Origin of the sequence: Maribacter sp. R77961, assembly GCF_044594925.1 — a bacterium.
Taxonomy (GTDB): domain Bacteria; phylum Bacteroidota; class Bacteroidia; order Flavobacteriales; family Flavobacteriaceae; genus Maribacter.
In genome coordinates, this window is record NZ_CP138991.1 from 2519855 (window position 1) to 2532722 (window position 12868).

Consider the following 12868-nt stretch of genomic DNA (forward strand, 5'->3'; position numbering starts at 1 on the left):
CCATGGAATACGCACCAATACTCGTATTAGTTATCAGTTTTATATGTCTTTTGGCAATAGGAACCCCTGTTGCGTGGAGCATCGCTATATCTTCCTTATTAACGTTGTTAGTGAGTATACCCGTTTTACCAGCAGCCACTACGGTATCTCAACGAATTGGTACGGGACTCGATAGTTTTGCCCTTTTGGCCATACCCTTATTTATACTCTCAGGAGAACTTATGAACAAAGGAGGAATTGCGCATCGGCTCATTGCCTTTGCAAAAACCCTGGTAGGTGCATTACCAGGAGGTTTAGCTTTAATTAACATCATTTCGGCTATGCTCATGGGTGCCATAGCAGGTTCTGCCATGGCAGCAGCTTCAGCCATGGGAAGTATTCTAGGTCCAGAAATGGAAAAAGAAGGCTATTCTAGGGAATTCGGTGCTGCTGTGAATATTACTGCTGCCACAACAGGGTTAATTATTCCACCTAGTAATGTATTAATTGTTTATTCCCTAGCTAGTGGTGGGGCATCTATCGCGGCATTATTTTTAGCAGGCTATATTCCAGGTATTTTAACCGGATTATTTTTAATGATAGTAGCCTCATTTTGGGCGAAGAAAAAAGGCTACAAAGTTGGAAAACGAAGTACCTTAAAAGCGGTTTTTAAAACTTTTGTAGATGCCCTACCGAGTCTGTTTATGTTGGTCGTTGTTATTGGCGGTATCGTTACGGGAATTTTTACTGCTACTGAGGCCTCTGCAATTGCAGTCCTCTACAGTTTTGTTCTCGGTATGATTTATCGGGAAATAACCCTTCCTAAAATGCCACAAATACTATTAGACTCCGCAGGAACAACTGCCATTGTAATGCTCCTAATTGGTGCCTCTATGAGCATGTCTTGGGCATTAAGTTATGAAAATATACCACAGGAGATTAGCACCGGTCTTTTGGCCTTAAGTGACAATCCTATTGTAATTCTCTTAATCATAAATTTATTGTTGCTTTTTGTAGGGATATTTATGGATATGACTCCTGCAGTGCTCATTTTTACACCTATTTTCTTACCCGTGGTAACGGCTTTGGGACTAGACCCAGTTCATTTTGGTATCATCATGGTGCTGAATCTTTGTATAGGACTCTGTACACCTCCGGTTGGCTCGGTACTCTTTGTAGGTGTCGGGATTGCCAAAACCAGTATTGAGAAAGTAGTAAAACCCTTGCTCCCGCTTTTTATAGCTATGATATTCGCTTTATTCTTGGTAACCTATTTCCCGGAGTTGAGTCTATGGTTACCTAGACAGTTTGGATTATAAGCAGCCTATTGTGTAAGATAACATAATAATAAGTCTTGAATAACCGATAAATTGATTTTACTACAGATCGAAATACCTAACACTACAGGACACCCTCATTCCTGCTAATTCGTACTTTTAAGTATAACTCAAATACAAAAAAATGCCTTTGAAAGCCACAGAAACCGAATATGACGCAATTGTAGTAGGAACAGGAATCAGCGGAGGTTGGGCCGCAAAAGAGCTTTGTGAAAAAGGTTTAAAAACCCTTGTATTGGAACGCGGTAGAATGGTGAACCATCTAATCGATTATCCAACCATGCACCAAGACCCTTGGGATATACCAAATGGGGGCAAACTTACTCCAGAACAAAAGAAACACTATACCAAGCAGTTACGATGGCGACTGGACAATACGACAAAACATTTTTTTAATAAAGATTCTGATCACGACTATGATGAAACCAAACGCTTTGATTGGATTAGAGGTACCCAAGTCGGCGGGCGCTCTTTAATCTGGGGAAAGCAAACCTATCGTTGGTCCGATCTTGATTTTGAGGCTAATGCAAAAGACGGCATCGGTGTAGATTGGCCCATTCGTTACAAAGACATTGAACCATGGTATTCGTATGTAGAAAAACATGTTGGTATTAGTGGTGAAGCTTTAGGTTTGCCACAACTACCGGATAGTGTTTTTCTAAAACCAATGGAGTTGAATTGTGTAGAAGAGCATTTGAGAAAGGGAATGGCCAAATATTACACAGACCGCGTTTTAACCATTGGTAGGGTAGCACATATTACCGAAGGTACCAAACCCGGTTCGGGAAGAGGAACTTGTCAATATAGAAATAGATGTAAGAGAGGTTGCCCTTACGGAGCATATTTCAGTTCAAATTCTTCTACGATTCCTATGGCGGAAGCTACCGGAAATATGACCTTACGAGCAGACTCCATTGTTTCAGAGGTACTTTACGATAAGGAAAAGAAAAAGGCTATTGGAGTAAAAGTAGTTGATGCCAATACTAAAGAAATACTTGAATTCAAGGCCAAGGTAATCTTCTTATGCGCCTCTTCTATGGCATCTACCGCGATTTTAATGCAATCCAAATCCGATGCTTTTCCAAATGGAATGGGCAACGCAAGTGGCGAGCTAGGCCATAATATAATGGATCACCAATTAGGAGCTGGAGCCTCTGGAAAGATAGACGGTTACGAGGATAAATATTACAAAGGAAAACGCCCTAACGGCTTTTACATTCCACGTTTTAGAAATTTAAATTCATCCTCCGAAAAGGTAGATTTTATACGTGGATACGGATACCAAGGGGGAGCGGGCCGAAATGATTACAGTACCGTGATTCCAGAATATAGCTATGGCAAAAAATATAAGGAAGCCATGTTAGAGCCTGGTGGTTGGCGTATTAATATGGGTGGTTTTGGAGAGGTACTGCCCTATCATGAAAACCACATGTCCTTAAACTATGACAAGCTGGACAAATACGGCCTGCCTACCATTACATTTGACGCTGAATTCAAGGAGAACGAAAAAAGAATGAAGAAAGATTGGATTATTCAAGCTCAAGAAATGTTGGAGAACGCTGGCTTTAAAGATGTTAGAGCCACCAAACGAGATTCCTATATGGGTGGTGGTATCCATGAAATGGGCACAGCACGGATGGGACATGACCCAAAAACATCTGTTTTGAACAAACACAACCAGCTACATGAAGTACCTAATGTGTATGTAACAGATGGCGCATGTATGACATCTTCCGGAAATCAAAACCCGTCACTAACCTATATGGCATTGACCGCAAGAGCTGCCGACCATGCGGTGAGCGAGTTAAAGAAGCGTAATATCTAGACGGTTGGTTCGTATGTAATTATAATTTCCGAATACTATTCCAATGTAAAAAATTGAAAACCAAGCAATATTAAAACTGTCTGCCGCACAGTTGTTCCATAGTTTGCATCACTAGAAGACCATCTTCGGCAGGACAAGGATTTTTTCCTTTTTCCAAAAAGTAATCCACTGCAGCAGCAATCATAGGTTGCTGCACATGCTTGGGGTTTTTAAATGGGAACACCTGTATGCCATCCTTGTTTTTCAATATCACCTCTTCCCCATAAAACGAAAATTGAACACTACCGTTCGCTCCGTAAATGACACATTCATCTTTCTGATTATGTTCAGAAGCTATAAAATTCCATATTCCTCTAAACTGTACTCCATTTTCGAAACTGATAATTCCATTTACGATATCATCCACTAATACTATTTCATTATCAGCACTTGAAAATCCGAATGCGGCTTTAATAGCGCCAAAATAGTAAAACATTAAATCGATTTGATGCGGTGCAATATCATAAAAATAGCCCCCTCCAGAAACTTCGGGGTTTAAACGCCAATTATCTTCAGTATCGGCTATTATATTAGATTCTTTGGGTTGTAAGATTTGAATATCAGCACTTAACACTTTACCAATAGCACCTTCGGTTAAAAGTTCTTTCACCTTCACGAACGCCGGTAGTTTTCTTCTATAATGAGCAACAGTGAGCTTACTTGATGTATTCTTTAAAGTCTCAACAATAATCTTAGCTTCTACAAAATTTAATGTCATTGGTTTTTCAAGATATACATCTTTACCTGCATCCAACGCCATCAAGGTATACTCTAAATGGGTTGAAGGTGGCGTAGCTATATATATAGCATTGATATCATTACGTTGTAATAGCTCGTCAGCATTATTAAAATGATAGGGAACATTATGCCGTTTTGCAAAATCTTCGGCTTTTGATTTATCGCGGCGCATGACAGCGATCAATTCTGACTGCTTTACTTTTTGAAAAGCAGGACCGCTTTTTACCTCAGCAACATCGCCACATCCGATGATACCCCATTTTACAGTGTTCATTGTCTTAAAGTTTTGTGTTCGACTATAATATATCAATCAGAGTCCGAAATAGTCTTTCGCATTATGATAACAAATATCACCAACTATTTTACCAAGCCACTTTTCGTCCGCGGGTAACTCTCCGTTGGCCACATCCTTCCCAATTAGATTGCAAAGAATTCTTCTAAAATATTCGTGTCGTGTAAATGAAAGAAAACTTCTAGAGTCTGTAAGCATACCAACAAAACAACTAAGCAACCCCATATTAGAAAGGGTATTTATTTGCTTTTCCATACCATCTTTCTGATCTAAGAACCACCAAGCGGAACCAAACTGCACTTTACCCTTAATACTACCGTCGTTAAAATTACCGGCCATGGTAGCAAAAACTTCATTATCTGATGGATTAAGGTTATAAAGTATTGTTTTGGTTAGTTCGTTTGTACTATCTAATTCATTGAGAAAGCCACTCATGGTTTTAGCTTGGTGCAAATCTCCCATAGAATCAAAACCAGTATCAGGACCCAAACTCGCCAAAAGTCTTTTGTTATTATTTCTAATTGGTCCAAGATGAAACTGTTGTGTCCATCCTCGTCTATGATATTCCCTACTTAAAAACAACAATATCTTAGCTTTAAAAAAATAAACTTCTTCGGCGCTAAGGTTATTCTTGTCCATAACCTTTTTAAAAAGCGTATCACTATTAAAATCATCCTTTTCAACATAGTACATTTGCTCCAGACCGTGATCTGCTAACCTCCCTCCTATTTCATGAAAATAATCTATTCTTTGTACTAAGGCGGCTAATAAGTCATCATAATTCTTAATATCACTTCCTACTACCGTTCCCAACTTTGCTATATAAACAACATATGAAGGAGTATCCTCAACGGCAAAGGCCTTATCCGGCCGAAACGTTGGAAAAACTTTAGGTGAGATTTCTTTTTTACTAATACTTTTATGATGTTCCAAAGTATTCGTGGGGTCATCTGTAGTACATAGGTATTCTACTTTTTTCTCTTGCAATAAGCCAACGGTATGATGAGATGTTTGTTGCAGCATAAACGCCGTACGATCATATATTTCTTCTGCATTTTTAGGAGACAGCAACGAATCGATATCAAAATACCGCTGTAATTCTAAATGTGTCCAGTGATACAAAGGGTTACGTACTGTGTATGGTACCGTTTCCGCCCATTTTAGAAATTTATCCTTGTCGGATGCATCTCCTGTAATATACTTTTCATTGATGCCTAAAGCACGCATTGCACGCCATTTGTAATGATCTCCCGCCAACCAAACCTGCGTTATATTCTCAAATACCCTATTTTCTGAAATCTCATTTGGGGGCAGGTGGTTATGGTAATCAATGATTGGTACATCGGCTGCATAACCGTGGTACAGTTTTTTTGAAAATTCGTTCTGCAATAAAAAATCATCAGTAATAAATGTCTTCATACTAAAGTCTTAGGCTCGTAGTTTTTTAATAAGCTTCAAAGTATCCGAAACTTTCTTTTTTAGCCCTTCATAATCTTTATTTGCTAAAATATCCTTACTAATTAATTTAGAACCCATTCCTACGCAGGTTACACCTGCATCAAACCAACCCTTTAAATTGGATTCTTCTGTGGACACACCTCCTGTTGGCATAATATTTGTCCAAGGTTGCGGTCCACGTATGGCCTTTACAAAACCTGGCCCGTACGTAGAGCCTGGAAATAGTTTTATAATTTCACAGCCCATCTCCTCGGCTTTATTTATTTCTGTCAAAGAACCACAACCAGGGGACCATAATACCTTTCGACGATTACATACGATGGCGATATCCTCTCTTAAAGAAGGAGTGACGATAAAATTCGCCCCCATTTGCATGAACATACTTGCTGCAGCTGCATCGGTTATGGACCCTACGCCCATAATCATTCCAGGTAATTCCCTTATCGCATACTTATTTAATTCTAAAAATACCTCAAAGGCAAAATCTCCCCTTGCCGTAAACTCCATTAATCTAGAACCACCATCATAGCATGCTTTTAAAACTTTCTTTCCTAATTCTATATCTGGGTGGTAAAATAAAGGTACCATTCCGTTTTCCTTCATTACCGAAGCTACTTCAATTCTTGAAAATTGTGACATATCTCTAATTTTAAAAAACAACGGAGCAGAAAACCGCCCCGTAATCTATACTATTTATTACTCGGTTTATCTAGCAACCCTTCCAGACGCATCACCACTCATCAGTTTTTCTACCTCAGCAACCGTTGCTAAGTTGGCATCTCCCTTAATGGTATGTTTTAAACAAGAGGCTGCAACCGCAAAGTTAAGTGCATTTTGATCGTTTTCAGGGTATTTAAGTAATCCATAAATTAATCCACCCATAAAACTATCGCCTCCACCAACACGATCCACAATATCGGTAATTTGATATTCTGGAGATTTGAACATGGTTTCACCATCATACAAAACACCGGCCCAACTATTATGTGAAGCAGATATAGAACCTCTTAGGGTAGTAATCACTTTTTTAGCCCTAGGGAATTTTTTCATCATCTGTTCACAAACAGATAAAAAGGCCTCTGCCTTTACATGCTCTCCCTGGGTTGTAATATCCAACCCTTCTGGTTTAATCCCAAAATGTTTTTCCGCGTCCTCTTCGTTACCTAAAATAATATCGCAATAGGAAGTAAGTTCGGTCATTATAGCTTCCCTATCACCTCCATATTTCCAAAGCTTAGCACGATAATTTAAATCTGTAGAAATAGTTACGCCCATTTCACTTGCTACCTTTACAGCTTCCAAACAGGCATCTGCGGCTCCTTGGGAGATAGCCGGAGTAATACCGGTCCAGTGAAACCACTCTACTCCTTTAAAAACCGATTTCCAATCTATCATGCCGGCTGTAATCTCTGCAATAGCAGAATGCGCACGGTCATAAACAACCTTACTTCCTCTGCTCACCGCACCGGTTTCCAGAAAGTATATTCCCAAACGGTCTCCCCCATATACTATACTATTGGTACCAACATTACGCTTTCGCATTTCCATAAGCGCACATGCTCCGATATCGTTTTTAGGTAAACGGGTTACAAATTCTACCGGAACACCATAATTGGCTAAGGAAACGGCAACATTAGATTCCCCACCACCATAGACTACATCAAAACTATTGGCTTGGGAAAACCTTAAAAATCCCGGAGGGGATAAACGGAGCATAATTTCTCCAAAAGTCACTACTTTCTTCATTTACTTGATTTTATTGAGACAAGAGGTTAATCGTTAATGTTTAGCGTTTAAAATTAACCCTTATTTATTTTTATTTGATTCACAATAGGGCCCAAAAAAGTACAATATTCGTTTCCTAGTATAGGAACTATACTGCTTTGGAGCTCTTTTGGAATTTTTTACTGAAAATTAAGAACAGTATACCACATAGGAGCCATGCCGGTAGTGTTACAAATGACAGAAAAACATCAAACTGAAGCGATATAAAATAGAACAGTCCAAAACTGATGGCCCAGGCCAGAAAGACGGACCTATTAAATTTCAGGTTTGCAGCCTCTGCATAATTCTTTACAATACCCGCCTGTTTATGAAAGAAATGCTCAAAGACGATAATGGCACCAAAAGGAGCTAATATGAATCCGTACAAGGCTACGAAACCTAACAATTTCATTGCAAATGCGGGAAATAGTCCCGCTATAGTAGCGACGGTTCCCGCTATTATGGTAACCCAAAACGTAGACACTTTGGGCATTATAGCTTGAAAAGCCAATCCTGCCCTATATATGGTAGGGTTAGCTGTTGTCCACCCCGCTAAGACCACTGCGATAATTCCAAAGATACCGATAGCGTTATTAGCTAATGGCCCCGGTGCCACTGGCGGTGCTTCTCCGTTGGATAAAAATGTTTGTGCCTCTGGAGATTTTAAATAAACCGCATACAACAAAGCCGCAGCTATCCAAGCCATGTAATGGCCTACATACATTCCGGCTGCAGTTGTCCATCCTGCATTTTCTTTTTTCGCAAAACGGAACACCGATAAATCGGACATACCGACGTGCATAGCCGCATTAGCGAACCAAGACCAAATCACAACATGCCAAAACGTATATTTTAATTGTCCTGGAAAGGGTTCTGAACCCTCTCCCCAAATATTCCAAAAATCCGTAAAATTCTTAACACCTAGTTGGTTTAACGCTACAATACCGCAAGCAATAAACGCAAGCACAATAATTGGAGACATCCAATTTGCTGCCTTCGAAACCGTATCATATCCTTTTGAAGCTATAAGAGAAATCACAGCTCCTATGATTACGACAATGATAATCCAAGTTGGTCCATTGGGTAAGGTATCGGTCAGTTTAGGCATTTCCATATCAAAAGGAATTCCAACTGCAGTTGCCGAAACCGTTATCATTGCACCCGCCAAGAAGCAGAAGAGAATTCCGTTCGCCAGATTATATCCGATAACCAATTTTTTTCCACAGATTTTTTCTAACTGATAATAGAGTGTTAATCTATTTTCAACAGCAATCTTTGCCGTTAAAAATCGCCAACTAAGCACTGCCAATAAATTTCCCAGCAACAAACCAACAATTAGGTCAAAAGCACTTACCCCTGCTGTCAAGAACAAAGGGCCAATCATAAATTCTGTACCTGCTGCATGTTCGCCGGCATACATCCCTAGAAAACTTTTCCAGCCTTTTAATTTTGATTGTGGAATGGGTTCCCTTTCAAATTCCCCTCCTGCAATTTCCTCTATTTCTTCTTCAATATTATGTTGGCTCATTTTAGGTTGGTTTTAGTTGTTTATTAGATGCTTGGGCAAGTCCTCTACCCGTTCACAGCATAGTTGGTCCATAACCTGCTTAAACTGCGTTTTCAACATTGCTATCGTATGGTCACCGCCTTGATTTCCAAGAGCACCGCAACCATAGAGAAAAGACCTTCCCATAAAAGTAAATTTAGCTCCTGTAGCCATGGTTCTGGCGATGTCAGGACCTGATCGCAAACCACTATCCATCATCACTTCTATCTGGTCACCATATTTTGCCGCTATATCAGAAAGTGAATTTATGGTAGATTCTGCTGCGTCTAATTGTCTACCACCATGGTTAGAAACGATAATACCGTCAAATCCGAGTCTAATGGCATCTTGCGTATCCTGTTCAGAAGCAACACCTTTTAAAACCAGCTTTCCCTTCCACTTATCGCGAATGGGTTTAATGCGGTCCTCGTTTAATCTTCCCGAGAACGTCTTATCCATGAATTGTCCTAATTGCTTTAAATTTAGACCTTCTGGTGTATATGGCTTAAGTGTTTCAAAAGTAGGCTGCCCATATCTTAATGTATTAAACGCCCATGTAGGTTTACCCAATATTTGCATGATATTTGTTACCGACATTTTAGGTGGCAATGCCAAACCATTTCTTATATCTCTTGGGCGATAACCAAATGTAGGCACATCACAAAGAAGTACAAGAACTGGGCATTCTGCGGCAGCTGCTCTATTGATAATGTCATCTCGCAGCGAATCTTCTGCCGGATTATATAATTGAAACCATGCATTACCTTCCGTAAGTTCACTTGCGCGCTCAATGTTCATTGTGGTCACCGTGCTAAGTATAAAAGGTATGTTATTTTTAAATGCTGATTTTGCCAGTATCTCCGGAGAATTTGGCCACATTAGCCCCTGCAATCCTACCGGTGCTATACCAAAAGGAGCGTCAAATTCCATTCCCAACACCTTAGTCTTAGTAGAACTTACACCCCTATTCCTGAGATATCTCGGCTGTAATTGTACCTCTCTAATCTCTCTGGTATTTCTAGAAATACTTACGTCTTCATTACAACCACCATCTAGATATTCAAATGCGAATTTTGGTATTCTTCGCATAGCTTTATTTCTTAAATCGTCCATGGACGGGTAATCAGGGTGAAACTCCTTGGCCATATAGCAACTACTTATTTTAAAATGAAAGGAATATGTTTTTTTAGGGAATAATTCTTCTTTAAAAATTTTGAATTGAGCTTAGCATCCGATATTGCTATTGCAGCTCCCAAGGCAGAACCTAAGGAGGAATCGGTTGTTCGTAACTCCATGTTTCTTAAATAGTGAGAAACCAGTTTTATGTATACATCATTATCACTGAAACCACCATCGATGTAAAGCTTTTCAATACTATCATCCCCTGCTGCAATTTTTATACTTTCTACCTGTAACAAGACCAATTCAATCATTAATTGGTGGTAGGCATGCTCAAATTTATCGTACTTATATCTTGTTTCTGAAGGCATGTTCTCATCTTCGATACCTTTCCATCTAAAACAATAATTAAAATCCTTTATGATGGCAAAAAAAGTGTCATAATCAAAAGCTATCGATTTGTGATAATCCTTAGAAACTTTAAAATGAGTCGCCAATTCTTTTACTTGCAAACTATATTCGTTACCCAAGAATATGCGGCTTGCCTTTGCAGGTTTCCCGTTGATGCGCATATAGTTGATGCAGTTCTTTTTAATGTCTTCCTGAGAAAGCAACTTTTCTGAAAACGGATTCAGGGCGATACTCCAAGTTCCCGTAGAAACTAAAATAAATTTCTTTTTAATACTTCTTACATAAGGAAGTAACGCTGCCGAACTATCATGAATACCAACTCCAAGCTTAATTCGCTTTCCGTTGTAGTTCATATTTATACTCGTTTCCGTAGAAACGATAGGTGGTAAAATATGGTCTATTCCTTCCTTATATATCCAATCGTGATAGTCTTTCTTATTATAATTCCACATTGCAGTGTGGCAACCTATACTGGTATATTCACTAAGTGGTATTCCCGTAAAAATGTAACTTATATATTGTGGAAGATGAAGTGAGAAAGCAATTTTCTTAAAAACATTCGGCTTGGTATGCTTTAACCAATAGAGTTGCATTCCAGAATTTAGCATTCCAGAATCCGATGAACCTGTAGTTTGCGCAAACGCTTCTCTAGGCCCATATTTCTTGTAGAAATCATCAATGATTTCTTTATCCAAAGGTTTAGTATAATTGTATAAGGGCGTCAATACCTTTCCATTTTTATCTAAATGGACAAAACTGGCACCATATGTAGAAAAATTTATAGCCGTAATATTGTGCTTCTCTGTTTTTAAAATTCTATCAAAAACTTCTTTTAACCATACTTGCAAAGACTCAAGATCTTCTGTTTCATGACCATCTTCATCCCTAATGGTATCAAAACGGGTATATTCCCTATAAACCTCTTGGTAGTCTTTATCAAAGAGGAAAAATTTTTTATTCGTTTTGCCAATATCAAATACTGCGGTTACGTCGGTTTTCATATGTACTCCCTTATAGTCCGGATGCTACCGAGTTAGCACCGCGTTCCTGAATTAATTTTTTGCGTATTTCTAGCGCTCTATATGCAGCTATAGGATTTAAAACCCCTCCCGCGTTGAGCCTCGCTTTTTCAAGAAGAGGTCTTACATCTGTGCGATAGGCATCTTGAAGAATTTCTTGGCATTTGACCACGTCATGATTTGACTGCGCTTCCCGAAGTTCCTTTTGGTCTATTAAAAGTGCTTTTGCATAAGCTTCTTGTATAGCTTCTAGAGATTGAATTAAATCCTCTAAAGGATCTTTAATGTTATGGCTTGCATCTATCATCCAAGCCGGATATGGGTTTTGTGGATTATTTTCCATTCCGTAAACCAAGGCATTGAAGATTAAGAAAAGTGCGTAAGGTTTTACGCTACCCACCGTTAAATCGTCATCACCATACTTACTGTCATTAAAGTGAAAACCACCAAGTTTACCCTTTAACATTAAGGTAGAAACAATTTGTTCTATATTGGTATTGGGCAGGTGATGCCCCAAATCTACAAGCGTGTAGGCTTTATCACCACAAGCATTGGCTAGCATAAAAGAAGTACCCCAATCTTGAATTACCGTACTATAAAAATTAGGCTCGTAAGGTTTGTATTCGATAAAAAGCTTCCAATCATCCGGTAGGCCTTTATAGATTTCTTTAAGACTATTCTCCGTATTTTGCAACGCGGCTTGAAAGTTACTTTGTCCCGGAAAATTTGAACCATCGGCCAACCAAACGGTAAGACTTTTAGACCCTAATTTATCGCCAATTTTAATAACATCGATATTATGCGCTATAGCTTGCTCACGTGAAACCTTACTGGTATTGGACAAAGAGCCATACTTATAACTATGTTTGGCAATGGCTTGATCCTGGAAAGTATTAGAATTTACAGCATCGAAAAGGATATCATGCGATGAGGCCAACTCCTTAATTGCTCCGTAATCATTAGGCACATCCCAAGGAATATGTAGCGATATAGCACCTGCTGTTTGCGTAAGACGGTGCAAAATACCCACATCATCGATTTTTTGCTCCAAATTACTAGGCTCGCCCTGAAAACCAAAACGACCAAAACGTGTACCACCTGCACCTAAGGCCCAACTCGGAATAGCAACTTGAAATTTTGAAATTTTTTCTACAATTCCAACGACATCCCTGCCTTGCTTTGATAGGCTCTCGGCCAAAAAATTATACCTTTCCTTATGGCCGGAAAGACTATTTTTATTAACCTGTTCTAATTGATTTATATCTATTTTCATATGGCGTATATCTCTTTTTAAAAATAAGCTTCCAAGAACACTAGTCCTTGGAAGCTTAAGAAAACTAA

At 39.1% G+C, this 12868-nt stretch carries 10 protein-coding genes; 2 read left to right on the forward strand and 8 right to left on the reverse strand.

Annotation, left to right across the window (positions count from 1 at the left end):
- Positions 1–2: 2 nt before the first annotated feature.
- Positions 3–1298 carry a TRAP transporter large permease gene (locus tag SJY09_RS10900; RefSeq protein WP_396635749.1) on the forward strand — a complete coding sequence of 432 codons (1296 nt, stop codon included), beginning with the start codon at positions 3–5 and terminating at the stop codon, positions 1296–1298.
- Positions 1299–1446: 148 nt separating this feature from the next.
- Positions 1447–3141, forward strand: a complete 1695-nt coding sequence (locus SJY09_RS10905; protein ID WP_396635750.1) for a GMC oxidoreductase — start codon at positions 1447–1449, stop codon at positions 3139–3141.
- A gap of 70 nt (positions 3142–3211) precedes the next feature.
- Here SJY09_RS10905 and SJY09_RS10910 read toward each other — a convergent pair whose 3' ends face one another.
- The 8 genes from SJY09_RS10910 to SJY09_RS10945 form a co-directional block, all read right to left on the reverse strand.
- Complete coding sequence (locus tag SJY09_RS10910; protein ID WP_396635751.1) at positions 3212–4192, reverse strand: Gfo/Idh/MocA family protein; 981 nt, start codon at positions 4190–4192, stop codon at positions 3212–3214.
- 36 nt (positions 4193–4228) lie between these two features.
- Positions 4229–5629, reverse strand: coding sequence for a glucuronate isomerase (uxaC, locus tag SJY09_RS10915; protein WP_396635752.1), 1401 nt, complete (start codon positions 5627–5629; stop codon positions 4229–4231).
- A 9-nt stretch (positions 5630–5638) separates the two neighbouring features.
- Complete coding sequence (locus tag SJY09_RS10920; RefSeq protein WP_396635753.1) at positions 5639–6307, reverse strand: bifunctional 4-hydroxy-2-oxoglutarate aldolase/2-dehydro-3-deoxy-phosphogluconate aldolase; 669 nt, start codon at positions 6305–6307, stop codon at positions 5639–5641.
- A 66-nt stretch (positions 6308–6373) separates the two neighbouring features.
- Positions 6374–7414: a PfkB family carbohydrate kinase gene (locus tag SJY09_RS10925; protein WP_396635754.1), complete on the reverse strand. Its 1041-nt coding sequence runs from the start codon at positions 7412–7414 to the stop codon at positions 6374–6376.
- Between the two features lie 127 nt (positions 7415–7541).
- A complete protein-coding gene (locus tag SJY09_RS10930; RefSeq protein WP_396635755.1) occupies positions 7542–8960 on the reverse strand; it encodes a purine-cytosine permease family protein in 1419 nt (472 codons plus the stop codon).
- Positions 8961–8972: 12 nt separating this feature from the next.
- Positions 8973–10124, reverse strand: coding sequence for an alpha-hydroxy-acid oxidizing protein (locus SJY09_RS10935; protein WP_396635756.1), 1152 nt, complete (start codon positions 10122–10124; stop codon positions 8973–8975).
- A gap of 11 nt (positions 10125–10135) precedes the next feature.
- Positions 10136–11509, reverse strand: a complete 1374-nt coding sequence (locus SJY09_RS10940) for an FGGY-family carbohydrate kinase (RefSeq protein WP_396635757.1) — start codon at positions 11507–11509, stop codon at positions 10136–10138.
- Positions 11510–11519: 10 nt separating this feature from the next.
- Positions 11520–12800 (reverse strand): sugar isomerase, encoded by a 1281-nt coding sequence (locus SJY09_RS10945; protein ID WP_396635758.1) that lies wholly within the window; start codon positions 12798–12800, stop codon positions 11520–11522.
- Positions 12801–12868: the final 68 nt, after the last annotated feature.

What these genes read in the sequence shown, in the direction of transcription:
- SJY09_RS10930 (WP_396635755.1), bottom strand. Translation starts at nt 8,960, where the DNA reads ATGAGCCAACATAATATTGAAGAAGAAATAGAGGAAATTGCAGGAGGG.
- SJY09_RS10935 (WP_396635756.1), bottom strand. Translation starts at nt 10,124, where the DNA reads ATGGCCAAGGAGTTTCACCCTGATTACCCGTCCATGGACGATTTAAGA.
- SJY09_RS10925 (WP_396635754.1), bottom strand. Translation starts at nt 7,414, where the DNA reads ATGAAGAAAGTAGTGACTTTTGGAGAAATTATGCTCCGTTTATCCCCT.
- uxaC (WP_396635752.1), bottom strand. Translation starts at nt 5,629, where the DNA reads ATGAAGACATTTATTACTGATGATTTTTTATTGCAGAACGAATTTTCA.
- SJY09_RS10910 (WP_396635751.1), bottom strand. Translation starts at nt 4,192, where the DNA reads ATGAACACTGTAAAATGGGGTATCATCGGATGTGGCGATGTTGCTGAG.
- SJY09_RS10940 (WP_396635757.1), bottom strand. Translation starts at nt 11,509, where the DNA reads ATGAAAACCGACGTAACCGCAGTATTTGATATTGGCAAAACGAATAAA.
- SJY09_RS10900 (WP_396635749.1), top strand. Translation starts at nt 3, where the DNA reads ATGGAATACGCACCAATACTCGTATTAGTTATCAGTTTTATATGTCTT.
- SJY09_RS10920 (WP_396635753.1), bottom strand. Translation starts at nt 6,307, where the DNA reads ATGTCACAATTTTCAAGAATTGAAGTAGCTTCGGTAATGAAGGAAAAC.
- SJY09_RS10945 (WP_396635758.1), bottom strand. Translation starts at nt 12,800, where the DNA reads ATGAAAATAGATATAAATCAATTAGAACAGGTTAATAAAAATAGTCTT.